25 protein-coding genes are annotated in these 25980 nt (G+C 57.5%); 13 read left to right on the forward strand and 12 right to left on the reverse strand.

What is annotated here, in order from left to right; genetic code table 11:
* Positions 1–34: 34 nt before the first annotated feature.
* Both Q674_RS32975 and Q674_RS32980 read right to left on the reverse strand, forming a co-directional pair.
* The gene (locus tag Q674_RS32975; RefSeq protein WP_023009152.1) at positions 35–1717 is read right to left on the reverse strand and encodes an AMP-binding protein; all 1683 of its coding nucleotides are present in this window, start codon (positions 1715–1717) and stop codon (positions 35–37) included.
* 315 nt (positions 1718–2032) lie between these two features.
* Positions 2033–2461: an Lrp/AsnC family transcriptional regulator gene (locus Q674_RS32980; protein WP_014422248.1), complete on the reverse strand. Its 429-nt coding sequence runs from the start codon at positions 2459–2461 to the stop codon at positions 2033–2035.
* Positions 2462–2576: 115 nt separating this feature from the next.
* Between Q674_RS32980 and Q674_RS32985 the strand changes: the two genes are divergently transcribed.
* Together Q674_RS32985 and Q674_RS32990 are read left to right on the forward strand one after the other, a co-directional pair.
* Entirely contained in the window at positions 2577–3677 is a 1101-nt protein-coding gene (locus Q674_RS32985) for an arginine N-succinyltransferase (protein ID WP_023009154.1), read from the forward strand.
* Positions 3667–4467 (forward strand): DUF1338 domain-containing protein, encoded by an 801-nt coding sequence (locus tag Q674_RS32990; protein ID WP_023009155.1) that lies wholly within the window; start codon positions 3667–3669, stop codon positions 4465–4467. Before Q674_RS32985 ends, Q674_RS32990 begins: the two co-directional genes overlap by 11 nt.
* Positions 4468–4480: 13 nt before the next feature.
* Here Q674_RS32990 and Q674_RS32995 read toward each other — a convergent pair whose 3' ends face one another.
* Positions 4481–5140 (reverse strand): protein-L-isoaspartate(D-aspartate) O-methyltransferase, encoded by a 660-nt coding sequence (locus tag Q674_RS32995; protein WP_023009156.1) that lies wholly within the window; start codon positions 5138–5140, stop codon positions 4481–4483.
* Between the two features lie 176 nt (positions 5141–5316).
* Between Q674_RS32995 and Q674_RS33000 the strand changes: the two genes are divergently transcribed.
* Together Q674_RS33000 and Q674_RS33005 are read left to right on the forward strand one after the other, a co-directional pair.
* Positions 5317–5982 carry a hypothetical protein gene (locus tag Q674_RS33000; RefSeq protein WP_023009157.1) on the forward strand — a complete coding sequence of 222 codons (666 nt, stop codon included), beginning with the start codon at positions 5317–5319 and terminating at the stop codon, positions 5980–5982.
* A 164-nt stretch (positions 5983–6146) separates the two neighbouring features.
* Positions 6147–7829 carry a L,D-transpeptidase family protein gene (locus Q674_RS33005; protein WP_023009158.1) on the forward strand — a complete coding sequence of 561 codons (1683 nt, stop codon included), beginning with the start codon at positions 6147–6149 and terminating at the stop codon, positions 7827–7829.
* An 86-nt stretch (positions 7830–7915) separates the two neighbouring features.
* Here the strand turns inward: Q674_RS33005 and Q674_RS33010 are convergent, their stop codons facing one another.
* Genes Q674_RS33010 through Q674_RS33020 form a run of 3 tightly spaced genes read right to left on the reverse strand, consistent with a single transcriptional unit; the run spans position 7916 to position 10862 of the window.
* Positions 7916–9442: a tripartite tricarboxylate transporter permease gene (locus Q674_RS33010; protein WP_011786337.1), complete on the reverse strand. Its 1527-nt coding sequence runs from the start codon at positions 9440–9442 to the stop codon at positions 7916–7918.
* Entirely contained in the window at positions 9442–9888 is a 447-nt protein-coding gene (locus Q674_RS33015; protein WP_023009159.1) for a tripartite tricarboxylate transporter TctB family protein, read from the reverse strand. The genes Q674_RS33010 and Q674_RS33015 overlap by 1 nt, the downstream gene beginning before the upstream one ends.
* Complete coding sequence (locus Q674_RS33020) at positions 9885–10862, reverse strand: Bug family tripartite tricarboxylate transporter substrate binding protein (protein ID WP_014422254.1); 978 nt, start codon at positions 10860–10862, stop codon at positions 9885–9887. Before Q674_RS33020 ends, Q674_RS33015 begins: the two co-directional genes overlap by 4 nt.
* Before the next feature lie 192 nt (positions 10863–11054).
* Between Q674_RS33020 and Q674_RS33025 the strand changes: the two genes are divergently transcribed.
* The 4 genes from Q674_RS33025 to Q674_RS40900 all read left to right on the forward strand — a co-directional run bounded on the left by Q674_RS33025 (position 11055) and on the right by Q674_RS40900 (position 14228).
* Positions 11055–12716, forward strand: a complete 1662-nt coding sequence (locus Q674_RS33025) for a sensor histidine kinase (protein ID WP_051993049.1) — start codon at positions 11055–11057, stop codon at positions 12714–12716.
* Positions 12713–13399, forward strand: coding sequence for a response regulator (locus tag Q674_RS33030; RefSeq protein WP_023009161.1), 687 nt, complete (start codon positions 12713–12715; stop codon positions 13397–13399). Before Q674_RS33025 ends, Q674_RS33030 begins: the two co-directional genes overlap by 4 nt.
* Positions 13400–13463: 64 nt before the next feature.
* Positions 13464–13922 carry a hypothetical protein gene (locus tag Q674_RS33035; RefSeq protein ID WP_023009162.1) on the forward strand — a complete coding sequence of 153 codons (459 nt, stop codon included), beginning with the start codon at positions 13464–13466 and terminating at the stop codon, positions 13920–13922.
* 129 nt (positions 13923–14051) lie between these two features.
* Positions 14052–14228, forward strand: coding sequence for a DUF1328 domain-containing protein (locus tag Q674_RS40900; protein ID WP_022991499.1), 177 nt, complete (start codon positions 14052–14054; stop codon positions 14226–14228).
* 2 nt (positions 14229–14230) lie between these two features.
* On the opposite strand, the gene Q674_RS33045 is transcribed toward Q674_RS40900, so the two are convergent.
* Both Q674_RS33045 and Q674_RS33050 read right to left on the reverse strand, forming a co-directional pair.
* A complete protein-coding gene (locus tag Q674_RS33045; RefSeq protein ID WP_011786344.1) occupies positions 14231–15127 on the reverse strand; it encodes a DMT family transporter in 897 nt (298 codons plus the stop codon).
* Between the two features lie 95 nt (positions 15128–15222).
* A complete protein-coding gene (locus Q674_RS33050) occupies positions 15223–15462 on the reverse strand; it encodes a TIGR02647 family protein (RefSeq protein ID WP_023009163.1) in 240 nt (79 codons plus the stop codon).
* A 181-nt stretch (positions 15463–15643) separates the two neighbouring features.
* Here Q674_RS33050 and Q674_RS33055 point away from each other — a divergent pair, with 181 nt between their 5' ends.
* The 4 genes from Q674_RS33055 (at position 15644) to Q674_RS33070 (ending at position 19313) form a co-directional block, all read left to right on the forward strand.
* On the forward strand, positions 15644–16999 hold the full coding sequence (locus tag Q674_RS33055) for a dicarboxylate/amino acid:cation symporter (RefSeq protein ID WP_023009164.1): 1356 nt from the start codon (positions 15644–15646) through the stop codon (positions 16997–16999).
* Between the two features lie 129 nt (positions 17000–17128).
* The gene (locus Q674_RS33060) at positions 17129–17842 is read left to right on the forward strand and encodes a lytic transglycosylase domain-containing protein (RefSeq protein ID WP_023009165.1); all 714 of its coding nucleotides are present in this window, start codon (positions 17129–17131) and stop codon (positions 17840–17842) included.
* Positions 17842–18624, forward strand: coding sequence for a spermidine synthase (locus Q674_RS33065; RefSeq protein WP_023009166.1), 783 nt, complete (start codon positions 17842–17844; stop codon positions 18622–18624). The genes Q674_RS33060 and Q674_RS33065 overlap by 1 nt, the downstream gene beginning before the upstream one ends.
* Positions 18621–19313: a pseudouridine synthase gene (locus tag Q674_RS33070; RefSeq protein ID WP_023009167.1), complete on the forward strand. Its 693-nt coding sequence runs from the start codon at positions 18621–18623 to the stop codon at positions 19311–19313. Before Q674_RS33065 ends, Q674_RS33070 begins: the two co-directional genes overlap by 4 nt.
* Positions 19314–19328: 15 nt before the next feature.
* Here the strand turns inward: Q674_RS33070 and yeiP are convergent, their stop codons facing one another.
* Together yeiP and Q674_RS33080 are read right to left on the reverse strand one after the other, a co-directional pair.
* Positions 19329–19895: an elongation factor P-like protein YeiP gene (yeiP, locus tag Q674_RS33075; protein WP_011786351.1), complete on the reverse strand. Its 567-nt coding sequence runs from the start codon at positions 19893–19895 to the stop codon at positions 19329–19331.
* A gap of 73 nt (positions 19896–19968) precedes the next feature.
* Positions 19969–20466 carry an acyl-CoA thioesterase gene (locus Q674_RS33080; RefSeq protein ID WP_022991506.1) on the reverse strand — a complete coding sequence of 166 codons (498 nt, stop codon included), beginning with the start codon at positions 20464–20466 and terminating at the stop codon, positions 19969–19971.
* Positions 20467–20852: 386 nt separating this feature from the next.
* Between Q674_RS33080 and Q674_RS33085 the strand changes: the two genes are divergently transcribed.
* On the forward strand, positions 20853–22535 hold the full coding sequence (locus tag Q674_RS33085) for an alkaline phosphatase D family protein (protein WP_227501222.1): 1683 nt from the start codon (positions 20853–20855) through the stop codon (positions 22533–22535).
* A gap of 38 nt (positions 22536–22573) precedes the next feature.
* On the opposite strand, the gene Q674_RS33090 is transcribed toward Q674_RS33085, so the two are convergent.
* Both Q674_RS33090 and Q674_RS33095 read right to left on the reverse strand, forming a co-directional pair.
* Positions 22574–23272, reverse strand: coding sequence for a crotonase/enoyl-CoA hydratase family protein (locus tag Q674_RS33090; RefSeq protein WP_022991508.1), 699 nt, complete (start codon positions 23270–23272; stop codon positions 22574–22576).
* 96 nt (positions 23273–23368) lie between these two features.
* Positions 23369–25948 (reverse strand): DUF2339 domain-containing protein, encoded by a 2580-nt coding sequence (locus tag Q674_RS33095; RefSeq protein WP_023009170.1) that lies wholly within the window; start codon positions 25946–25948, stop codon positions 23369–23371.
* Positions 25949–25980 lie beyond the last annotated feature (32 nt).

The following is a 25980-nucleotide window of genomic DNA, read 5'->3' on the forward strand; positions in this document are numbered from 1 at the left end:
CCATGCCGGCGTTTTTTTGTTCGCTTGTACCTGGTCAGAATTCCCAGATCACTTTGCGTTTCTGCTCAAACCACTCGTCCATCTTGCGGTTGTAGAAATCCTCGATGACATTGCGTTTGATCTTCATGGTGGGTGTGAGCATACCGTTTTCCATGGTCCAGGGTTCACGCACCACGACTACAAAAGCCACCTTTTCGTGGGACTCACATTCCGCATTCACGGAGTCCAGTTCCTCCGCCAGCTCTTGTTCCAGCTCGCTGCGACTGCCTCCCCGCTCCAGTTCATCGCGGGCCTCCTCGGAAAGCAGTACCATCAGGCACGGCTGGGGCTGGTTGGCACCGGCCACACACACCACTTCCGCCTTGGGGTGATTGAACCGGTTCTCGATAGGCACCGGCACCACGTATTTCCCCTTTGAGGTTTTGAACAGGTCTTTAACCCGCCCGGTAATGCGCAGGCATCCATCACGGTCAATTTCACCCATGTCACCGGTTTTGAGAAAACCGTCATCCGTCAGGTCTTCCCGGGTTTTTTCCTCGTTCTTGTAATAACCGAGCATCTGGCCCGGGCTCCTCACCTGAACTTCGCCGCCCTCCCCGATCCGATGTTCAACACCCGGGTTGGCCATTCCAACGGTGCCCACCTTGGCCTGGCCCGGACGGTTGGCATGGGAATAGCCGAAGTTCTCCGACATGCCGTAGACCTCCAGCAACTCCAGACCAAGGCTTCGGTACCAGCCGATGATCTCCGCCGAGAGCGGAGCCGCACCGGTGAGTGCCGCCCGGCAATGATCCAGCCCCAGCTGTTTGAGCACCTTTTTCTTAACCAGCGTGTTCAGAATGGGGATATTGAACAGCAGTTTCTGCTTCTTGGGCGGCAACTTCGCATTCACCCCCAGGTAGAATTTCATCCACAGGCGAGGCACCGAGAAAAACAGGGTTGGCCGGGCCCGCTGCAGATCCTCCTGGAAGGTATCCAGCGAGTTGGCAAAGTACAGATGGAAACCGTAATACAGTGACTGGGTCTCCACCGCCGCCCGTTCGGCCACATGGGCCAGGGGGAGATAGGACAGCATACGTTCGCTGGCCGATACGGGGAATAGCTGCTGCAGCCCGTCGGCAACCGAGATCATGGTCCGGAAGCTGTGCATCACGCCTTTCGGCCGCCCGGTACTGCCAGAGGTGTAAACAATGGTGGCCAGATCATCGGGATCGGGCAGTTTCGGTTTCGCCGGGGGCTGTTCGGCGACAATGTCCTGCCATTTGGGCGTGTCGTCCCGAGGCGATAGCGGCAGCGAGATAATCGGTAATTGCTCGGGAATATGGCCCTTGATGTCATGCCAACCATCGGCCGTGCCGTCGAGTTTGCCGAGAAACAGCATCTGAGCTTCACTGTGGTCCAGAATATAGGCTGCGGTCTCGCCATTCAGAGTTGGATAGAGCGGCACGCTGACATGCCCTGCTGCCCAGATGGCCAGATCGGACAGAATCCAGTGGGCGCTGTTTTTGCCCAGAATCCCGATATTGCTTCGCTGCGGCAGCCCCAGCGTGTTCAGGTGGGCGGCCATGCGCGACACCTGGTCGGCGGCTTCACGCCAGGTAATATCTTCAACACGCCCGTCGGGGTAGGGCTGGGTCAAAAAAACGTTGTCGGGAGTATGCTCTGCCCAGTAATAAAGGCAATGCAGTGAAGTCTGCTTGTTCGGGTCTACGGCCATTGTGCGTCCTTGTTATTGTTTTCTTCCTCTCCATACTAGCCAACTTTCCGACTCCCTCAATAGCAATAACAATCCCGGTGATTGGCCGTTTAGCTCGAATCTGAGACCTGTCACTCAAAATACTTCGTGACATCCGTCAAGTCTGGTCTAGATTGAAAGTTGCAGCGTAAAGATTGTCATCACCTCAGGAGGTCGTTATGAAATCGTCAACGCGCTCTGTTCTGATCTTTCCGGCCTGGGCCCTGATTCTGGTCGGTTCCGGTGCCTTCCTCTACAGTGCCTGGGCAGGCATGCTCGGCTCCTGACCGTCAAACGCTAGCGTTTGAAGCGGGTTTCCAGCACGACGGCTGAATTGGTTCGTTCGACGCCTTCGAGATTGCCGATGTCGTCCAGCACCTTACTTAACTCCTCCAGAGTGCGGGCCTGGACAATCGCTATAAGGTCATATTCCCCGCTCACGGCAAATAACTGTGCCACCTGGCTGATACGCTCCAGTTCCGTATTGGTTCGTGCGGTCAGCTTCTGCCGAACCTTGATAGATACGTGGGCTTCCACCTGCCCTTCCAGATAATCCCCTCCCAGGATCACCGAATAGCCGCGAATGACACCGCTGGCCTCCAGCCTGGCAATACGATTCTGAATCGTTGATCGGGACACGTGCAGTGCCTTGGCCAGTTCGGTCACACTCGTACGGGCATTGCGCCGGAGCAGGGCAAGCAGTTTCTGATCTCGACTTTCTGTCATTTTGACCCCCAAACCTATCATTTCAACAAAACAATAGATCATTTCGAACATTCTGACACTGCAAACCGGCGGCTTACGCACTCATACTGATAAAAAACAATTTTGAGGTGCCGCCATGATTATTCGCCCAGTTCGTCATGACGACCTGAACGATCTGTACGAGATAGCCTGCGAGTCCGGCCCGGGATTTACTTCCCTGATGCCGGACAAAGACCGGCTATCCCGAAAAATTGAGAGCTCGATTCGCAGCTTCCGCTCACAGGCCGTCGACCACAGCGAACAACGCTACCTGTTTGTGCTTGAAGAGGGGACTTCCGGGCAGATCATGGGTACAACCGGCATTACCTCTGGAACCGGCCGGTCGCAACCGCTTTACCATTTTCGCCACAGCACCCTCACTCATCACTCCAGAGAGTTGGGGCTCCGGCGCTCCGTGGGCGCGCTCACCCGCTGCGTGCACTACCGGAACTGTACGGAGTTCTGTTCACTGTATCTGCGCCCGGCTTTTCGCCGCGCCAATGCCGGCAAATTACTCTCCAAAGTCCGCTTCGCCTTTATCGCCCAACATCTGGACCGCTTTCCGAACCTGGCCATTGCCCAGATGCGGGGTGTGGCTGATGAACACGGCCAGTCGCCCTTCTGGGACTGGCTGCGGGATCACTTTATTGATCTGGATTTCAGCCAGGTCACGCAACTGGCGGGTGCCGGTTCACTGGACTTCGTCGAGGACCTGATGCCCTCATTACCGCTCTATACTCATTTAATGAGCAATCCGGCCCGGGCTGTCATCGGTCAGGTGCATCCGGACACCAGGCCCGCACTGGCCATGCTCAAGGCAGAGGGATTCCGCCATCGGGGAATGGTGGATCTGTTTGATGCCGGCCCCACCGTTGAATGCCGGACAGATAACATCCGCAGTGTCCGGGAAGCTGCACTGATGTCGGCAGAGATCAGCACAACCGAAAACCAACACCTTATAGACACAGGCCGCCCGGTCCTTGTGACTAATACCGGGCTCGAGGACTTTCGCGCGATGGTTGTGAATACAGACACTCACGCCCTGGCCAGCGGCCGGATCGAGCTTTCAACCAAGCAAGCCGATGCGCTGGGCCTCAGTGTGGGCGCATCGGTACGAACCCTGCCCCTGGGCCAGCAAGCCATTCCGGCGGCCTCAATCCATGTCACAGATTCTGCGGAGGTTCACTATGCACTCTGACGTCGACACCCTGTTCCGAGCGCTCTGGGAAGACTACCGGGCCGTAACACCATCGGCAGACCGCATTCATGCCCTGCTGGCCGAGCGAGAGAACACCGCCATCGTCAATGACCATATCGCCCTGAGAACCTTCAACCTGGCGCCGGTGGGTCTGGACGCCCTGGCTGCGCATTTCCTGGCTTTAGGTTACCAACCCGGTGGCGAATACCATTTTGAAGCCAAGAAGCTCTATGCCCGGCATTACGAGCACCCGGACCCGGAGGTGCCAAAAGTGTTTATCTCCGAACTGCTGGTCGAACAATGCTCAGACCAACTGCAAGCGGTGGTGCAGGGTCTGGTAGACCAGATCGACCCGAAAAGGGTGCAGGCTGATGACTTTCTCTACTCAGGCCGACACTGGAATCTGGATTACTCAACCTATCGACAGTTGCTTGAGGAAAGTGAATACGCCGGCTGGCTGGCAGCCTGGGGCTATCGCGCCAACCACTTTACCGTGAGCATAAACCACCTGGACACGATTCACTCGGTACCAGACATCAACACGCTGCTGAAAGAACAGGGTTTTTCCGTGAATGCCAGTGGTGGAGAAGTGAAAGGTTCACCGCAGGACTGCCTGGAACAGTCGTCCACTATGGCCGACCGTGTTACCGCGCACTTTACCGACCAGGACGCAGTCATTCCGAGCTGCTTTTACGAATTTGCCAAGCGCTACCCAATGGCCAACGGCAAACTCTATAGCGGTTTTGTTGCCGCCTCCGCCGATCGGATTTTCGAGAGCACCCATAGTTAAACCAGGGAAGGCTTCAGGGCCAGCCTTCCTCACCCAGCAGCGGGACAAAACGTACATCGCCGTAGCTCGCCTGTTCATACTCGGAATCCGACAGCCGGGTGATGCAGAGCAGTTGCTGAAGGCCGCCCTCTGTGCCCACCGGAATCACCAGCCGCCCGCCGACCGCCAGTTGTTGCTTGAGGGCCGCTGGCACCGCAGGGGCTCCGGCAGCCACGCAGATGCCATCAAATGGTGCTGCTTCTGGCCAGCCTAACGTACCGTCTGCGCATTTCACATGCACCTGGGTGAAGCCTGTTCGGTCCAGATTCTTGCGCGCCTGGGCCGCCAGTTCCGGAATGCGCTCAATGGAAAAAACTTCCAGAGCGAGACTGGCCAGGACGGCGGCGGCGTAGCCGGAACCGGTGCCAATATCGAGCACTCGCTCGCGGCCCTTGAGACACAGAGCTTCTGCCATCAGGGCAACGATGTAGGGCTGAGAAATGGTCTGACCCTGGCCAATGGGTACCGGGTGGTCCTCATAAGCCTCGAAGCGCAGATGTTCGGGGACAAACTGCTCTCTGGGCACACGCTCCATGGCCTCCAGCACCCGTCCATCGGAAATACCCCGAGGCACCAGCTGGCACCGGACCATGGCCCGTCGCATATCACTCAGATCCTGTCCGTCTTTGTTCATAAGGTGTCCCTCCTCATGCTTACCTGTCGTTACAAAGGCATAACTTTTTTACAACAGTGCGAACACCCGGGACTGACTACTTTTTAACCACAGGTTACTCCTGATGCCGACACAGGAGAACCAGACAACAACAAAAAGATCAGGGCCCATAAACCGGCCCGAATGGAGCGCAGACCATGTCAACATCCGTGGATCATCTTCAGGAACGTACCCAGGACGCCAGCGACCTGCTAACGGACATCGTACCCTCGGCCATTACGCTCGCCACCATGCTACGCCACCGGAAAATGGCGGCCTGGTTGCGGGAAGAATTTGATGGCTACACCGACAAGGACAAGGCCCCGCCCTACCGACGCGATCTGCCCGGTCACATTGTTGCAAAATCACCCCAGTACGGCTGGATTCCAGCGCCGGTGGATGAGCGCCAGACCGCGGAATACGGTCACCTGGACCTTCCGGAGGGCATCAAGTCCCTGGAGCAGGTGTGCCTGAACTGCAAGAAAGGCAATGGTCATCGGGCATTGCTGGACAAAGACGACATGGCCCATGTGCAAAAGCAGATCAACCTCAAGGCGGAACTGGCGATCAATCTCAGCCGTGAAGTGTACTGCCGCCTGTTGCGCACCATCCGCTCGGCGATCTACCTGTGGACAGAGTCCCTGGCCGACGCCGGCATGACCGGGGAGCACAATCATTACAGCCCGGAAGAACGTAAGACCGTCGAGCACCTGGACACGCCTGAGGCCTTCTGGCGCCAGGCCATGGAGCAGGTGGATGAACTGCCCGTGCCCGATGTCAGGGAACTGGGTTTCCTTGAACGTATGTTTGGGCGCGCTGGCTAAGCCCCAGCCATTGCCGCCCGCAGTCTCGGGCGGCAGAAGCCAACCGCGCGCTTTGCCCCTACCGGGAGTGAACGATCAGGCTATACTGCCGTCAGATAGACTGCCCCGGCATTACGGACACTGCAGGGACAGCCTTTGATCGTACACCGCAATGGAGGCGCAGAATGCAGGAAGCACGTTACCCACTCATCCTGTACGGGCTTCTCCTGGCTCTGGTGTTTGCGGTTCCGGCCAAGGCCCAGGGCAATGATGGACTGATCAACCGCATTGAAGCCCTGCAGGCTGGTTACCCGGTATCGGTGCTGGAATCCCGGCTATATGCCAAGGAAGCACTGACGCGATTCTACGAAGCCAGAGGGTACACGCTGGCCTGGCAGGACCCGAGCAATCGCAGGGAATTGCTCGAAGCCATTCGGGAAGTGGCCGGTGACGGTCTCAACCCCCGCGACTACCACTACGACACCCTTGCAGCACTCGCCCTGAAAGACCTGAATGACAGCGCCGAGGAATTACAGACCGACCTTGACCTTGTACTCTCGGATGCCTTCCTGCTACTGGCGTCCCACCTGCACCACGGCAAGGTCAACCCCACAACCATCCATGCGGAATGGACCGCCAACCGCCAGCAAAGGGAGATGCAGTCGGTCTTGTCCGAAGCCCTGGCCAGCGGCACCGTCTACACCACCCTGCAGGATCTGAAACCCCGCTCTGCGGCCTACCATCAACTGGTACAACGACGCAAAGCACTGGGTGAGCTGATCAGCGCAGACTGGCCGGCTATCGTTTCGGGACCAAGTATCCGACCAGGCGATACCGATAACCGCATACCCGACATTCGTCGTCGCCTGGCACTGTTAGGCGACCTCTCCGGCGATTCGCCAGAAGCCTCGAATCACCAACACTACGACGACGTCCTGGCCACTGCGATCCCGTTATTCCAGGCCCGACACGGCCTGGAACCAGACGGAATCGTCGGCCCAGACACCCTGACAGCGCTGAATCTGTTGCCCCTGGAACGGATATACCGCCTTGACGCCAATCTGGAACGCTGGCGTTGGTTACCGGATTCCCTGGGAGAAACCTATGTCGTCGTCAACATCGCCGGTTTTGAGCTGGTGCTCGTAGAGAACGGCGAGCAGGTCCACCGCCAACGGGTAATTGTTGGCAGGCCATACCGGCAGACGCCAGTATTCAGCGATCGCATTCGCTACCTGGTGTTCAATCCGACCTGGACGGTACCCCGGAAGCTGATGATCGAAGACCAGCTACCGATCATACGGTCAGATCCGGAGTATCTGGAGCGCCTGGGCTTCAAGGTTTTCAGGGGCTGGGGCGCAAACCAGAGCGAAGTCGATCCAGCAGAAATCGACTGGACGGAACTCTCGAAGAACAACTTTCCCTACCAGCTGATTCAGCAACCCGGCCCCCAGAATGCGCTGGGCCAGGTCAAATTCATGTTCCCGAACCGGTACGATATCTACCTCCACGATACACCGGCGCAATCGCTGTTCACTCGTCTGGAGCGAACCCTGAGCTCCGGCTGCATCCGTCTGGAACGCCCCTTTGAGCTGGCCGAACGATTGCTGGCCAGCACCAACGGATGGAACAAGAGGCGAATTGAGCAGACCCTGGCAACCGCCGAACCGGCAACCGTAGTGCTATCGGAACCGGTGCCTGTGTACCTGCAATACTGGACCACCTGGATTGATCCGGCCGGCGTTCTCCAGTTCCGGAACGATGTGTATGATCGTGACCGCCGTTTGCTGCAGGCACTGCGTGCAGACTCTGAGGGCGGACAGTCACTTACACCCAGAGATGACAATCATCCCACGGCACGCACGGACTAGTTTCGTGCGGTCATAAAAAAACTCCGGGCAAAGCCCGGTGCAAAGACTGACAAAGGCAGCTCGTCAGAAAAGCCTTGAAGATATGGTTAGTCGCTGACAGGGGACTCTTTGATCGCCGCATTCATCCTCCGGCGAAGTAGTGGCCCCACGAGATAAGGCAGCACCAGGCCAAGGCCGGCGACAGTCCATAGCCCGATGGCGAGAGGACTCCCCCAAAGAATGCTCCAGTCGCCGTCCGACAGGACCAGGGCATGTCCCAGGTTTTTCTCCATTTCCGGCCCCAGCAACAGGCCCAGAATGATGGGAACCAGAGGAATCTCAAGTTTGCGCAGAAAATAGCCGGCAATACCGAAGGCAATCATGAAATACAGATCGAAGGTGCTGTGGCTGATCGAGTAGATCCCGACAAACGCGACCATCGTGACAATTGGCAGCAGATACATCGGCGGAACAGACAGCAACCTTACGAAGAACCCCACCAGCGGAATGTTCAACACCAGCAGGAGAACGTTGCCAATCAGCAGCGCTGCAATAACGCCCCACACAATGTCGGCATTCTGGGTAAACATCAGTGGGCCCGGTGTGATATTCAGCGAAATCAGCATCGCCAGCAGGACAGCGGTCGTGCCGCTGCCCGGCACACCCAATGTCAGCATGGGGACCAGGGCACCCGAAGATGCCCCGTTGTTACCGGCCTCGGGCGCAACAACGCCCCGGATGTCACCTTCACCAAAACGGCCTTTTTTGCCAACCACCTGTTTTTCCAGGGTGTAGCTGATAAAACTACCCAGAGAAGCACCCGCCCCCGGCAGCACACCGGAAATAAAGCCGAGAATCCCGCCGCGAAGCTGTGTTGGTATGGTCGTTACCAACTCCTTCAGGCTCAGGCTGAGCTTGCCAACCTGCATTTTCTCTCGCCCTTCCCCCATGCGATGCTCCACGAAAAACAACAACTCGGAGATGGCAAACAGACCCACAATGGCCAGAATGAAATCGATACCTTCATAGAGTTCAAGCACACCGAAGGTATAGCGTTGGGTTCCCGTGGAAATATCAATACCCACCGTGGAAATCATGATCCCCAATGCCGCCGCAATAACCGTCTTCATGGGGTTCTTGCCGGTGATCCCGCCCAGTGTGGCAAACGCCAGCAGAAACAGCGCAAAGTACTCGGCAGGGCCGAAGGTAAGGGCAAACCTGGCCAGCACGGGCGCCAGCATGATTAACCCGATGGTCCCGATCAGGCCACCCGAGAAAGATGCGATGGCAGAAACCGCCAAGGCATCAGCGGCCCTCCCTTTACGGGCCATCGGGTAGCCATCCAGGCAGGTCATCATCGCCGGTTCATCGCCCGGTATGTTGAGCAGAATGGAGGAGATTCGCCCGCCGTACATGGCGCCTGCATAGACTGCGGTCAACAGAATCATGGCGGTTTCGGGCGGAAGTCCCAACGTAAACGCCAGTGGTATAAGAATCGCCACACCATTGGCCGGCCCCAGTCCCGGAAGACAACCAATCAGGGTTCCCACAAATGCGCCAAACAGAGCGAACATCAGGTTGTACGGAGTCAGCGCAACGGCAAACCCCTCCATCAGAAAGCCAAGGGTTTCCATCAGTGCACCTCCAGCGGGCCAGCCGGCAAGCTCAACGACAACCCGTAATTGAACAGGACGAACACCACGACGGCGCTGCCTAAACCGGTAAGAAAGGCACGTTTAGGCGCTGCTCCCATGCGCCAGCTGAGCGTTCCGACAGCCAAGGTTGTCGCGATGACAAATCCCAGCGGCTCCAGCAACAAGGCATACACCACCAGAACCAACACCGAGACCAGAAGTTCCAGTGCCGATTTACCAATCGGCCACCGGGCATCCGGGTCAGGCTTGATCATCAGATACAGACTTCCGGCCACCAGAACCACCGACAAGATGGTAGGAAAGGTCTCTGGGCCGACCCCCTCAGCGCCACCAAAGGGTTCCGGCCACTGCTGCGCAGCCCAGCCATAAGCCACTGCCAGGACCAGAAGACCCAGGCCGAGAATACGATCACCGAAGCCCGTCATTTGAGTAACCCGATTTCACGAGAGAGTGCTTCAATGTCCTGCACCTGGTTGCGCACGAATTCGTCAAACTTGCTGGCAGGAGGGTGAAACGGAATCAATCCGTTGCGGGCCATCACCTGTTTCCATTCTTCGCTGGCGTACAGGGTGTCGACCGCATCTACCCAATACTGCTTGGCGGCTTCATCCGCGTCTTTAGGCATATAGAAGCCCCGCCAGTTTGGCCCTACCGCATCAATGCCCTGCTCTCTCGCTGTGGGCAGATCACTGAATTTTCCTGGCAATCGTTCATCGGCCAGAACAGCGATCACTCGCAAATCTCCGGACTCCATGAACCCTGTCGCCTCAGACAGATCACCGGTAAACGCATCCACCTGGCCACCCACAACCTGAGTCATGGCTTCACCGCCATTGTTGTAGGACAGATAGGGAATCGATGGGAGTTTTTCCGCACCCGCCGCTTTTGCGGCAATCAGCACCTTCAGGTGGTCCCAGCCACCCCTTGCGCTGCCACCGGCAAACTTGACGGACTTGGGATTGGCCTTCACGGCATCCATCAGTTCTTTGAGGTTCTGATACCTGGAATTCTTGCTTACCGCGATAATCCCGTAGTCGGCGCCCAGTGCGCCCACCCAGGTGACCATATCCGCATTCATGCCAGGAAACTGGCCCTGGGCCAGGCGTGTTGTCGTTGCCGTGGAAGCCGCCACCAGCAGCTTGTTATCACCTGCGCGCTTGCTCACGGTATGAGCGTAGGCAACGCCACCGCCAGCGCCGGCCATATTGACGGTCTGCACTGTTCCATCAACCAGGCTGAGATCCTGCAGCACATTGCCTACGCTCCGGCAGGTAAAGTCCCAGCCGCCTCCGGGATCCGCCGGTGCCAGACACTCAACCTTGCCAGAAGGTTGCCAAGCCATTGCAGAGGTACTGACGGCGGCCGCCGCCACCAGAGAGAGGAATCGTTTGAACATCATTGTGGTCACCTTACTCAGTTGTTTTTGTGATGATCGCCAGGCCACCGGAACGAATGAGGAAGGGCTCTCCGGTGAGGCGATTAAGGGCAGACTATTAGGTGAAACCCGAGACACAGAAGCTTGTGGGCGTAACGCCTTTAAAGGCTTTTTTCTGCATTCTGTGCATAAAGATCACGGGCGGTGGCCGCGAGGATGGATTACCCTGAAAAGCAAACGACAAAAAGCCGTGCTCTATCCGTGTTAAGAAAAACCAAACTGAAAACCCGAATGATCCTGACCCTGGGATTGCTCGGCACCTTGCAAACGGTGCTGATTGGCAGTTTTGCCGGCTATTACCTCAGTGAGTCACTGTATGAGGAAATTGGCGAGCGCGCTCTGATGGTCGCCAAAACCGTTGCCGCCACACCGGCTGTTATCGAGGGCGTCCGCACCAGAAACATCCCTGCGCTCAATCAACTGGCCCGTCGGCTTACCGAAACCAATGAAGCTCTGTTTATTGTCATTGGCGATCACCGGGCAATCCGTCTGGCGCATCCGGACCCGACCCGGATTGGCTATTCGATGGGTGACGACGATGGTGATTACGGCCAACAGGCTCTGCAACACGGCCAGGCGTATGTCGCTCGCGCCAAAGGCAGCCTTGGGGAGTCCATGCGCGGAAAGGCTCCGGTATCCACTCCGGAAACGGGCAAGATCATCGGGATCGTATCGGTGGGTTACAGTCTCGAGCAGGTTGAGAACACCATACGTCGATATAATTTTGTTCTCTATGGTGTTGTCGGCCTAATGCTTTTGTTCACAGTGTTCTCGGCCATCATCATCGCCGGCCGATTCAAGCGTGCCATCTTCGGCCTTGAACCAGAGGAAATCGCCCGGTTGTTCCAGGAGCGTGACGCTACCCTGCAATCCGTTCGTGAAGGCATTATTGCGGTCAATCGGGACGGGATAATAACCACCGCCAACCGGGCAGCCTATGAGACACTGGAACTGTCTGAGAACGAACCTCTCGCAGGCAAGCCCATTCTGGACATTCTGCCGGAAAGCAGCCTGATGTCGGTATTGCAAACCGGACAACCAGACTTCGACCGTGAAGTCTGGTTAAGAGGACGACAAATGGTCGTCAATCGGCTGCCAGTTCGCCAGGGTGAGCAGATCATCGGCGTGGTAGCCAGTTTTCGCCGGCGAGATGAGCTTGATCAGGTGAGTAGACAACTCACGCGAATACAGCAGTATGCCGATACCCTTCGCAGCCAGACCCATGAATACTCGAACAAGCTTCACACCATCGCCGGACTGATACAGATTGGCGCGACTGAAGAGGCGCTTAATCTGATTGGCAGCGAGGTGAGCGACCATCAGGCGCTGCTGCATCTTCTGCTGGAAGCCGTGCCAGACCCGATTATCGCTGGTTGTCTGCTCGGAAAGTACAATAGGGCGAAGGAAATGGGCCTGCGTCTGGAAATAGACCCTGGCAGCCAGATGGCCGACCTCCCGGCGGAGCTGCCCAGGGATCAGTTGGTCAGTGTTCTCGGCAACCTGATTGACAATGCGCTTGAAGCCACGCTCCACAAGGCGGGCAACGGCGGCCGGGTATCACTGTCGATGACCGATCTGGGGCACGAGCTGATTTTCGAGGTTGAAGACGAGGGCCCCGGAGTTCCCGGGCCGGATCGGGCCCGGATTTTCGAGCGTGGCTTCAGCACCAAAGGTGAGAAACACGGGATCGGCCTGCATCTGGTTCAGCAGTTTCTCGATCGCTGGGGAGGCTCGGTGACGGTTGAAAACCTGTCCGGAGGTGGCAGTCGTTTTACGCTCTACTTACCGAAAACGCCGATTGCGGGAGGACATCCGTGACCACGATCCGACTGCTTATTGTTGAAGACGATCCGAAGATCGCCGAGATTCAGCGCCGGTTTGTTGAGCGTGTTGAACAGGTGGAACTTTGTGGCATAGCCCATACCCTGGCCGATGCCAGGGATCTGATCGACGTACTGGAGCCTGAACTGATCCTCCTGGATGTCTACTTTCCCGACGGCAATGGTTTGGACCTGCTCCGGGAACTGAGAGCCCGTGACCGTCGGTCAGACGTCATTCTGATTACCGCAGCCAAAGAGGTAGAAACACTGCGTAGCGCCCTTCGTGGGGGCGTATTCGACTATATTCTGAAACCCCTGGTGTTCGAGCGCCTGCAGGAAGCCATTAACCGCTACCGGGAGCATCTGGACAAGCTGCTGGCACTGAACAAGCTCGCCCAGAAAGAAGTAGATGAGCTGTTACCCAGAGCCACCAACGACACCGAAGCCTCCGTGCCTGAACGGCTGCCAAAAGGTGTCGACAGCCTGACGCTGGACAAGATCAGAGGGGTGGTTGCCACTGGGGGTCACTGGAGCGCGGAAGAAATGGGGGCCGAGATCGGAGCCTCCCGGACAACGGCCCGCCGCTATCTGGAATTCCTGGTCGGCACCGGTGAGCTTTGCGCCGAAGTAAACTATGGTAGCGTTGGGCGCCCGGAACGACGCTATTGCCTGAAAGCCTGAAAGCCTGAAAGCACTCAAGTGGCCCTTATTCTTTATACATTACTGGCACAAGCAGGAGATCCCGATGAAACATCTGATTGCCGCCGGCATCACAGCATTGACGGTGACGTTGACAGGTTGCCAGAACCTTCCAGATGCAAAGGAAGGGGCCAACCGTAATGTTGTTTTTCTCAAGGCCACACACTGTCTGGAGGAACCCGTCGGCGACCAGGATCGTATTCATTTTGGCCCCTGCCTGAAGATTACCGACATCAATGGAGAAGCGCCGACCGTGCGCAGCGACGGCTTCATTGAGCTGCCTGTTGCCCGGCCTGTAACCCTCGGTACCAGCTGCGTCTACCGCCATGCCGATGGCACCCCGATTCCTGCAACCGTGGGCACCGCAGAGTTTCAGGTGAACAGCACCACGTTTCCGGAAGGCGGCCAGCGTTGGTACCTGCATGCCCACGAGCAGGCACGAGGTGTCGTTGGCTGTCAGCCCACACTCTCCACGTCGGTGTTTCCGACCCGAAAAACGGACTGACAAGAACTCTGTTGCGGCGATGGCCAAATGACGGGGCCGTTACCATCCCTCCACAAAGCCCGCTGAAAATTGCGTACCGGGAAGCCCTGTGCCACGGTTAAAGGGCAACCCTTGAATGGAGGACAGGAAATGCTCTATTGGGCTATTGTTTGTCTCGTTATTGCAGTGATCGCAGGAATTCTGGGTTTTGGCGGTATTGCAGGCACAGCAGCCAGCTTCGCGAAGATACTGTTTTTCGTCTTTCTGGTGCTTCTGGTGGTGTCGCTGGTCGTTAACGCCCTGCGCGGTAAGGGGCCAAAGGTATAGCATCAGCGATTTAACGGTCGTGGCCCTCCAGTAACCACGAGGGCCACCCCCGCTACCGCCACCACTCCCCCGGCAATGGCCAACGGCCCCAACCGCTCATTGAACAGAATAAAGGCTTCCAATGCCGTTACCGGTGGCACCAGATAAAACAGACTGGCCACCTGCGAAGCCGCACCACGACGAATAAGCCACATCAAAATCAGAATGGCACTTACCGACAGCCCGAACACCAGCCATCCCAGCGCCAGACTGAATTGCACTGTCCATTCGATGTGCCGGGTCTCCAGCGTAAAAGCACCAATCGCGAAGAACGCTGCAGCCGCTGTGTACTGAATCATGGTGCCAGATATCAGATCCACTCCGGTTCCGAAGCGCTTCTGATAGACCGTACCCAGTGAAATTCCGATCAACGACAAGCCAGCCCAGAGAATGGTGACCGGTGAAAAACTACCACCATTGGCACCGCTACCCAGCTTTTCCGCCAACACCAACGCCACCCCGGCCAGCCCCATGACCAGTCCCAGCCACTGCCTGCCAGCAACCGACTCCCGCAGAATCAGAACGGCTGCCAGCGCGGTTACCAGCGGTTGAAGACCAACAATCAGTGAGACCAGGCCTGAAGGCATGCCCTGATCGATGGCATAGAACACCCCGCCCAGATAGGTTCCCTGCACCAACAACCCGGTAATCGCCAGATGCCCGGCCCCACGCCAGCCCGGCCAACGGGATTTCATGGCCACGGCGAGAATAGCCAACGGCACCAGCGTCAGCAGCATACGGATCAGCAGCAGGGTAAAGGGTTCCGCATAAGGCAGGCCATACTTGGCGCCAATGAACCCGGTGCTCCACAACCAGACAAACAGGGCGGGCACAAAAAAGGAGTAATAGATCGGTGGCATAAGTCCTGGCAGAGGCTGGAAAAAGAGCCTCGACTATACCCGGCCAATCAGGCCGGGAACAGGTACAGCCTTGCCATTACAGAGCCACAGTCACCCTATGGGGCGGTGAGCATTGTCTGAAGCTTCTGGGTAAACTCCACCGCTTCGCAACCAAGCGGCGTCAGGTAACCACCATCCTTCTGGCTTATCAGCCCTTTGGCAAACAGGGATTCGGCCGCGCGCAGCGTTTCCGGCGCCGCACCGTGAGCGTGCACCTTGATGCCCTCCTGGGTAGAGGCGGACGGAAACTGCAGTAACAGGTTCAGCTCAGCAAGGTGGTTCGGAGAGAACGGCATAAAAGCTCCTTATCGTCAGCGTTCTCTGCAGTTTAGCCCAAACAATCGTGGACCGAAGCGGAATCACAAAGAAATTGATCCAGATGCATAGTTTGCCTGACTATCCTATGGTTATTGTCTTCAAAGGCCCGATCCCTGCCTGTCACCGGCACAGAAAAACGGCAACACGGACACGTTGATCATGGATAACACACCAGCTCAGACCACCGACAACGCACCTCGCTCGCTGCGCCATCTGAGCGTCTACCTGGCCACACTGGTCAAAGGCAGGCTTTGGCTTAAAGTGCTCATTGGCATGGGGCTTGGTCTGGTGGTGGGCACACTGCTTGGCCCTTCGGTCGGCCTGGTCGAACCGGAAACAGGCACCTTGATCGGCAACTGGCTGGCGTTTCCGGGGCAACTCTTCCTCGCCACTATACAGATGATCGTCATACCACTGGTGATTGCCTCGGTGGTGCGAGGACTGGCCGCCAGCGACAACCTGGAACAACTCCGGAAAATGGGGATCCGGGTTACCCTGTTTTTTGTCATTACAACCGCCATTGCGGCCACCATCGGCCTCTGGGTGGGCGGCCTGGTTAACCCTGGGGATCTGATGACCGGCCTGACAACAACGCCAGCCGATGCCGCGCCGGTGGCCGCCGACATCCCCGGCCTGGACGCCATCCCCCAGACACTGATTGGACTTCTGCCCGGCAACCCCCTGGACGCCATGGTGGAAGGACAGATGCTGCAGGTGGTGATTTTCTCCATCATCATCGGCGTTGCGCTGGTCAGTATGTCGGGCGACAAAGCCAAACCGATGCTGGACCTGCTCGATTCACTGCAGCAAATCTGCATGACCGTAGTTCGCTGGGCCATGCGCCTCGCGCCCTATGCCGTGTTTGGCCTGATGGCACAACTGACGACTACCCTGGGTTTTCGTGCCATGATTGGCATGGCCTCTTATGTGGCAACGGTGCTGTTCGGCCTCGCCGTCCTGATGGGGTTTTATCTGGTCATTCTCAAACTGCTGGCAGGTGTACGGCCACTGCAGTTCCTAAGGGATACCCGTGATGTCTTGCTGCTGGCATTTTCGACCTCCAGCTCCGCCGCGGTCATGCCCCTGTCTATCCGTACCGCAGAAGACAAACTGGGGGTGCGCCCGTCGGTTTCCCAGTTTGTAATCCCCCTGGGCGCAACCATCAACATGAATGGCACCGCGCTTTATCAGGCCGTCGCGACCGTTTTCCTGGCCCAGGTCTACGGCATCGACCTCAGTGTTGGCAGTATGGCCCTGGTGGTCGCCATGGCAGTAGGTGCCTCCATAGGGTCGCCGGCTACCCCGGGGGTCGGCATTGTCATTCTGGCAATGGTACTGCAATCGGTGGGTGTACCAGCCGCAGGCATTGCCTTGATCATGGGCGTGGACCGAATCCTGGATATGTGCCGAACCGCCATCAATGTGACCGGCGACCTGGTTGCCTGCCGGCTGCTGGAGAACTGGTCGGGCAAGCGACTTCCGCCGCCAGCCGGACCGATTGCCGGCGATGCCTGAAGACAACGGCCAATTTGTGACCCCATGAACAATCGGTATCATGAAGGCACGAAACTCCTACACTTGAACGGCCATCTACCGCGATAATAGACGTAGTGTGTCATTCAGAAACAAAGCTTCGGGTTCTTGATGAATTTCAGCGGTACATCCCTGACAACCAGAGTCACCATTGCCCTTGTCACCGGACTCCTTCTCGCGACAGCTACGGCCCATGCCGACAGCATCAAACGCATCGTGCATCCGGACGGACGGGTGGAATTCACCAATGTGAAAAGCGAAAGCCAGCCACGAGCCTCCACCAAGAGTGAAACCGTGTATCGTTACACCGACGAACACGGTGTCGTGGCCTACAGCAGCAAGCGCCCGGGCAACGCCGACTTCGATGTTATCCGCTTCCACTGCTACGCCTGTGACCCGGAATCCAGCGTCGACTGGCACAAAACGCCATTGTTCCTGAGCCCCTATCGCAGTGAAATCCAGACCGCGGCAGCTGAATTCAATGTTGACCCGGCCCTGGTGCGAGCCGTTATCCATGCCGAGTCTGCCTTCAACCCCAAGGCCATTTCACCGGTCGGTGCCCAGGGACTGATGCAGCTGATGCCGGGGACGGCACAGGAACTGGGCGTAAAAGACCCACTGGAGGCCAGCGAAAACATCCGCGGCGGTGTCGACTACCTGGCCAAAATGCTCAAACGCTTTAATGGCGACACTCGCCTGGCGACCGCCGCCTATAACGCCGGCCCCGGCGCCGTTGGCCGCTACAGGGGCATTCCGCCTTACGCGGAAACCAAAGCCTACGTGGAACGTGTAGGTATCCTGCACCAGCGCTACGCCGCCAACTGATGGGCACCATCATCAAACGGCCCGATATCAAGGGCGATATCGTGCATGTCGCCAACGACCGCTACGGCAATATTCTGGTGATTGATGATCGCAAACACCGGATTCTCAGTTTTGATTCCGTGTTTGAGCAAAGCAAAATTCTGCGCAGCGCTCCCCGGGTCCCCGTGCACGAATATAACCGCGCCATGCTGCTCCCACTGATCTTCTCCACACCGGCCAAGGCAACGGTACTGGGTCTGGGTGGTGGCGCTCTGGCCTCCGGGCTGTTCACTCTGCTGCCCGATAGCCGGATTGACGTTTATGAACTGCGCCAAAAGGTAGCGGATATTGCCCGGGACTGGTTTTCACTGCCGGAATCCGACCGCTTGACGGTGACGATTGCAGACGCCCGCCTGGCAGTGGATGAGCTGCCCGAAGCCAGCACCGACATGATTCTTACCGACCTCTACAGTGCCGACCGCATGAGCCCGGCCCAGAGTCAGCGGCAGTTCATCAAGGCATGCAGCCGGGCCCTGACTGCTACTGGCTGGCTGGCACTTAATTACCATCGCATGCCAGAGCCGGAAGGCAACCTGATCCGGGAACTCAAACGCCAGTTTCCCCTGTTGCTGTATTTCAAAAGCCGCACCAACAACTGGGTTATCTATGGCAGCAAACGCGATTTCGACCCGTGGAACCTGGACACCGCCCACCTGAAAAACCTGGAAGCTCGGCTGCCGATTGGCTGGCGTAAACTTGCCAGCAAACTGAGCCGATTGTCGCCCGCCACAACAACGCCATGAAACTCTCGCGCATTGTCAGCAACCAGAATGGTGTCAGCCGCCGACAGGCCAATCAGCTACTGGCAGCCGGGCGGATACGGGTAGACGACTCGGTTTGTCTTGATGGCCAACAGGAGGTTACCCGCTTCCAGCAAGTCTGCATCGACGACACCGTCATCCAGCAGGCAGCCCCGGCCTACTATCTGATGCTGAATAAACCCCACGGTTACCTGAGTGCGACAGTCGACGACCAACATCCCACGGTGATGGAGCTGATTGAGCCGGAACTGCGGCCGCACCTGCACATTGGCGGGCGACTGGACCGGGCCAGCACTGGCCTGTTGATCCTGAGCAGTGACGGGGTCTGGAGCCGACGGCTGACCGAACCGGCGGTCAAAATCCCCAAGGTATACCGGGTAACCACGGCTTACGCCATCTCACCGGAGACAGAGGATCGGTTCAGGGAAGGCATCTGGTTCGAGTACGAACAACTCAGAACCTCGCCCGCGTCGCTGGAGCCATTGGGAGAGCGGGAAGTACGGCTGACGATCTACGAAGGCCGCTATCATCAGGTGAAACGCATGTTTCACGCCGTGGGCAACCGGGTGACCTCATTGCACAGGGAAAGCATGGGCGGGCTGACTGTGGATGGGCTAGAGCCAGGCAGCTACCGCCATCTCAGCGCACAAGAGGTCAGCTCAATCGGCTGACCTCTTGCCATATCATCAGGCGCGGCTGAGGAATTTGCGCTCTTCCACGTTCACGCGAATTCGGTCACCCGTGGAAATGTGCTCAGGAACCTGGACCACCAGGCCTGTGGTCAGGCGGGCGGGTTTGGTTCTGGCGGTTGCCGAGCCACCCTTGATGGACGGATCGGTTTCTTCAATGGTCAGTTCCACCGTCGGCGGCAGGTCAATGGCCACCGGGTTTTCGCTGACCAGAATCACCATTACCCCCTGGGTGTCCTCCGTAATGAACAGCAACTCATCCTCAATGGCACTGCGGTTGAGCATGTACTGAGTAAAGTCTTCTGTATCCATGAACACATACTCATCACCATCAGCGTAGGAGAAGGTCGCTTCCCGGCGCACCAGATCCGCCAGATTGAGCATGTCCGAGTCCTTGAAGGTCTCATCCAGTTTCTGGTTGGTGACCACATCGTACATGCGCATCCGGTAAAGGCTGCCTCCGGCACGGCCCTGGGGCACGGAGCGCTCGATATCCTTCACGAAATAGACGCGGCCTTCGTATTCAACCGCCTGATTCTTTTTGATTTCACTTGCTTTAGGCATGACATCCGGTTCCAGAATAGTTAGTCATCACGGGCGCTGGTATACCACGACTGGCGGTAATATGCGATAGCCCTCAGCCACTCGCCTTTGACAATTCATCCCGGGTGCGCAAACGCCCTTCACGGCGTATCTGTGCCTTGGCATAACGGCGCTTCTGGTCCTCGGTTTCCGGGATTACCTGGGGCACATCCACCGGCTTGCCCTGTTCATCGAGTGCCACAAAGGTAAAGAAGGCGGACAAAATATGGCGAGTCTCGCCGGTATAGCTGTTCTCGGCCTCCACCTTCGCACCGATCTCCATCGAGGAGCCCCAACTACGGTTAAGCGACAGATTGAACAACAAGGTGTCATTGCCTTTGGCGGGAGCGCGAAAATGAATGGAATCCACCGCCGCCGTCACACAGACATGGGCCGAGTGCCGCTCCGCGACCACCAGTGCCAAGCGGTCACACTTCGCCATGATCATGCCCCCGAACACCGTATTGTGGGAGTTCATATCGTTCGGAAACACTTTATACACATGCTTTTCAATAGCTGAAGCAGAAACAGCTTTTGCAGGTTTATCGGTCATGAAACGGTCATTCCTGTGTGTGTTTACCCACACTTTCTGTGGATAACTTTGTTAGCAAGGCAAGGACATGCGATCACAGGCAGCATAAACACTGCGTTTGCGATCCCTGCGGTTAATTTGATCAGATATACTGCACGTTTTAATGACAACAACAAAGCGGGCATTACCCCCGAAAGGATTCACATACCGGAAAGGAGTTTCCAATGATCGTCTGCGGCCCTATCGTACGCCACTCCAATCGCACCATGCTCAACCTATAGCTGGTATTAGACCAGCGTCCCGAGAGCATTCAACTGAATACCTATCTGGATGATGCCAGAGCATCACCAGTTACCAGAGACTGCGACGCCGAGTTCATACCAGCAGGCGATAACTGCTATATCTGCATGCTGTCGACGGACCTTCCCCTCGACAACGCCGCGCCTTATCACCAAACCAATGAGCTCTTCTACGAAATAGTACTGGATGGCGAGCCCTTTGGAGACAGCCAGCTGCTCGCGACACTTTGCCCTGGCACGGACAAGCTGCCCAGTGTTTACCTGCCCCGGGAGCATCGGCATTTCATTCAGGCATCCTGCCGGCGTCCTCACTCCCCGGGGCAAGACAAAAAGCCGGACCAACTCGCCCGGGGCGCCCGTTTGCTGGCGGAGAATCTGCGCGAGGAGAGCCGGCCAAGCCAGCTGTTTCTGACCGGCGACCAGATCTACGCCGACGATGTGTCACCCTTGCTGCTGGATTATCTGGGCAAGCTGCGGAAACACCTTGGACTGGCCGACGATCTGAAAAACCTGCCGGCGGGCAAAGACCTGCACCGGCTGTCGAAACTGGATGACCGGCACTGGGTAACCCGAAGCCCCTACGGATTCAGCTCCAGCGCCAAAAGCTCTCACCTGCTGACCCGTGCCGAATATCTGAGCATGTACCTGTTTGCCTTCTCAGGCGCCGGACACCAGTTTGGCCTCGACTTCGCGGGCCACGACGAACTCAAGCCACGGCTTGCCAAACAGCCTGCCAATACCCGGGATGGCCGCAACCCGCCGGTGCAATATGTCTACACGGAGAGACAACACGCAGAAGACCACCGTAATCTGTCTGGCTTTGCACATCTGGCCCGTTCGGAGGTCCGCCAACTGCTCGCCAACACGGTGACCTACATGATCTTTGATGACCATGAAGTCACCGACGACTGGAACATCTCGAAACAGAACGCCCGGCAACTGAGCACCACGCCCATTGGCCGGTATGTGCTGATCAACGCTCTGCAGACTTACTTCCTCTGCCAGCACTGGGGCAATCAGCCCTCTCTGGTGCAGTCCGAAGTGGCAAAACTCAAAACGCTTCTCGAACAGAATACGCCAGCCGACCACAAAGAATGGGACTGGTTGCTTGAGCGGTACTGGGGCTACGAACTGGAACAGACACCGCCGGTGGCGGTGCTGGATACCCGCACGCAACGGGAATTCAGCAAACGAGGCAAACACTCGCTTGGCCTGATGTCTGATCAGCAGATCCAGCAACTGGGCCAGCGACTCTCCGGGTTTCGCCAGTGCCGGACACTGATTGTGGTATCACCTACCCCCACCTACGGGTTCAGCCACATCGAATACCTGCAGCTGAAGTTTCCCATGTTCAAACGCACCCTGGACCGGGAACCCTGGAGCGCTGACACGGCATCGCTCGAGGCTCTGAAAGCGTCCTGCTGCCAGCTACCCGGCGTTGAGCATGTGGTGGTTTTCTCTGGCGACGTACACTACGCCTTTGCCCGAAGACGTCAAACCAGCCTGGGGCCCGTTCTCTGGCAGATCTGCAGCAGCGCCTGCAACAACGTACCCATGGGTGAGAATATCGGCTTGAGGGCCATCAACAGGATTGGAGAGTTACTGGGCAAAAACCAGGAAAGTTACCTGCTCCCGGAAGACAGCGACTTCTTCCTGACCAGTGACCGCAATATCGGCACCTTGATGCTTGACGATCAGGGCAGCCCGGTCCAGGCGGGATTGCTGTGTGCGGGAGAAAACGGCAGTTACCAGAAGCGCTACGATCTGATGAACTACCGGGAAACCAACTGAAGCGACAGGAGCCACCAGACAGGTGGCCCCGGCGGGGATCAGCCCAGTACGTCGAAGTGGGCTGCATCCTGCTCAATGCACCAGTCCAGCTTCTCCAGATAAGCGGCCTTGGTTTTGAGCTTGGTTTGCTTGTGGGCGCGCATGTTCAGTTGCTTCATTTGCGTTGCCACCGCTTTGGCGCGCTCCGCCAACTGTTCCGGCGCCACAATTTCATCCAGGAAGCCGGCCGCGATAGCCGTTTCCGGGTTAAAGATCTCAGCGTTTACCACCGAGCGGTAGAAGTAAGGGGCCGGCATACGATGGCGCGCAATCTCAATGCCCGCGTGGTGCATGGTCATACCAATGGCCACTTCATTCAGGCCCAGCTTGAAGCCACCCTCTACCCCGATTCGATAATCCACTGAAAGCAGAACGAACGCGCCCTTGGCGATGGCGTGGCCACTGCAGGCGGCAATAACCGGCAGCGGAAATGCAGCCAGACGACGGGTAAACGTAGAGCCCACCTTAACCAGCGCCATGGCCTCTTTCGGGCCTTTCTGCATTTCCTTGAGATCATAGCCGCCGGAAAACATCCCCGGCTGCCCCGTGAGAATGACAATGGCCTTATCCTGCTCTGCCTGATCCAGCGCGGCATTCAGCGCGTCAAATACCTCATGGCTCAGAGCATTAGCCTTGCCATTGTTCACGGTAATGGTGGCAATGCCATCGTTCAGTTCGTAAGTTACGAGTTCTGTCACCTGGATTTCCTCATCTACTGCCAGAATTAAGTGAGTGTTTGTTAACTGTATAGCGAACACCGATCATGGGCAACGCCAAAATCCCGATCAACGGTCTCAGGATTCTGACGCCTTCCCGGAGCCGGAGGTTCGCCGGTACATCCACGCCAGGCCCAGCAGCGCCAGCCCCAGCCCCATAAAGGCAGCAACCCGCCAAAGTCCCTGCAGCCCGGCCATATCCACCAGAAAGATCTTGCCGATGACCAGACCAAGCAGAATCATTCCTGCCTTGTGCAGCAGTTCGCTCTGGTTACGTGTGGACCAAAGGATCGCGACAATCGAGTAGAGCATACCAATCACCGAGTAGGTATAGAGCTCGCCCTCCCCCATTCCACTGGACAGAGTCATCGCACTGCCCTGCCACAGATGCCGGATTTCGAGCAAAGTGAACACCCCGAAAGCCACTGCAGCCTTACAAAGAGACCAGCGAACGGGCACAAGATCGGAGTATCGAGCGCTGGCCAGAGCCAGAAGGACCGGCGCGCCATACGCCAGCAACAGCAGATTGAATACCGGAGTACTGCCAATAGTGCCGTCGGTCCACCAGGGGTTGTGCACCACGGCAACAACGAGATAACTCAGAACAGCGATCACCGTCAGTGCCCTCGCCAGCAACCGGTAAAGCCACCCCAGCGTTCCCGCGACCCTGGACCGGAAAACGTAGACGATGCTCAAAGCGCCCCAGAGCACGGTATTGATTGACGCCTCGGTGACGCCATATTCCCGCGCAAAAATATCACCATTGTATAGCCAGTAACGAAGCTCCACGCCCAGGAACAGAACCAGCAGATGCAAGGTGACAGCTTCCAGCCAGGGCCGAATCCCCTCCTTTCTGGCCAGCCAGGTAGCAGCGCCAGCAAACAGCGTGGCCCCTCCGTATGTCCAAAGGGACCAATGCCCACCCGCATCGTAGCTCTGCAACCATGGATTGAAGGTCAGTCTCGCCACCACAATGGCCAGTAAAACCTTGAGAATCAGGAACAGCTCGGGCGCCTGGTATCGGCGTCCAAGCCAGACCAGGCTGACGAACTGAGTGGCCAGTGCCAATGTCATTGACGCTTCCTGCAACCACATGGCAACCGCCATGGAATAGCACGCGTGGGCAGCCAGTATCGCCCAGACCAGGCCAACGCGATAACCTGGCGAGTGCTCCAAGCGCCAGGCAACGACACCATAGACCGCCGCCGCCAGGAGCGCGACCAACGCCCAGTTGCCTGCAGCCTGTCCGCCCTGAACAAGCAACCAACCCAGTAACAGCCAGATAACGGGCGCCAGCATCGCCAGCGACGCCCACCGCCTCAGCTCCAGCTGCGTCCGCCACTGCCAGAGGACGCTCAATACCACCAGCACAGAGGCAAGAATCAGATAGGTGATGAAGGGCTGATGGAAACTCTGTGCCAACGGCCTGAACAGAACGTCCTGACTCAGATCGGCAGAATACACAAGCCAGCCGGCAAACGTGGCCAACACCGCGGCCCAGGGCAAAAACCACAGTCGCTGCCGGCTTTGGGGCAACAATACGGCGACCGGTAGCATCCATAGCCACGCCAGAAAAGCGGGATCATCCGTCGATTGCCAGGTAATAGACGCTCCCCAGGCCAACAATGTTGCCAGCAAGGCGTCTCTTCGACGCTGCAGGGGAAGCAGGCCATCTCCGGGTAAGACCGAAAACAACAGGAAAAGCACGGGAAGATAACAGGACACCGCCAGGCCGTGACGTCCACTAACGGCAACCAGAAGCCACCAGAGTCCGGCGCCGGCCAGGGTGCCAAACCAAAGCCAGGGACGGTAGACATACTGCATCAACAGCAGGGAACTGACGGTGATCACAACGCTGTAACTCAGCACAAAGACGGCACTTCCGCCCTCACCCCCGACCAGCAGCGGCACCAGATAAGCACCCGATAGTCCCATAATGGCCAGCAATGGGCCATGCACAAGCGCCAGAAACATGGTCGCGACGGAAACCAGTGCCAGCGCGAAAAGCGCCGGTACGGGCCCGATCAATCCATAATGATGAACGCCCGCCAACAAGGCTGCATAGAGTGTGACACTGCCACCGCCGGCCAGTGCTGCAAAGACCTGATCCGACCCCATGTGACGCCGACGAAGATATTCCGCGCCTGCATGCAGCCCCAACCCGGTCAACAACGCCATCAGCAACTGATGCACTGGTCCGATAAGTCCGGCGGAAATCGAATGGCTCACCATAAAGATCCCGGCAAGACTGACACTCAGCGCGCCAATCCAGACCATCCAGTTGGCTTTGAATGCCGCCACGCCACGGGATACCAGAGCATCCGACCGATTCACGGGAACGGCAATTGCTGTGTCTTCCGCTGCCGGCTCCCGAGATGTCTCTGCGTCTGTCGTTTCTGCCACCGAACTTGCTGGCTCCCGCACGTACCCGACATCCGCCGGCACATCCGGGGTGGCCGGCGTCACCGGATCCGGCAGAGAAACCCCGGTATCGCGAAGCCTGGAAACCTCTGCCCGGAGGTCGGCGACTTCCCGAGCCAGATCCTCGACCCGGGAGGCGTGACGGTCTCTTTGCCGGAACGCCAGAAAGCCCAGAAGTGAGCCCAACGGCACCAGCAGCACGCCAGCTCCGATAACGAGAAAGAGTAATGCTTCCAATGGACGTTTCCTTGTCTTGTCAGTTGCGAAAG

The organism is Marinobacter sp. EVN1 (assembly GCF_000475375.1).
Lineage (GTDB): Bacteria > Pseudomonadota > Gammaproteobacteria > Pseudomonadales > Oleiphilaceae > Marinobacter > Marinobacter nauticus.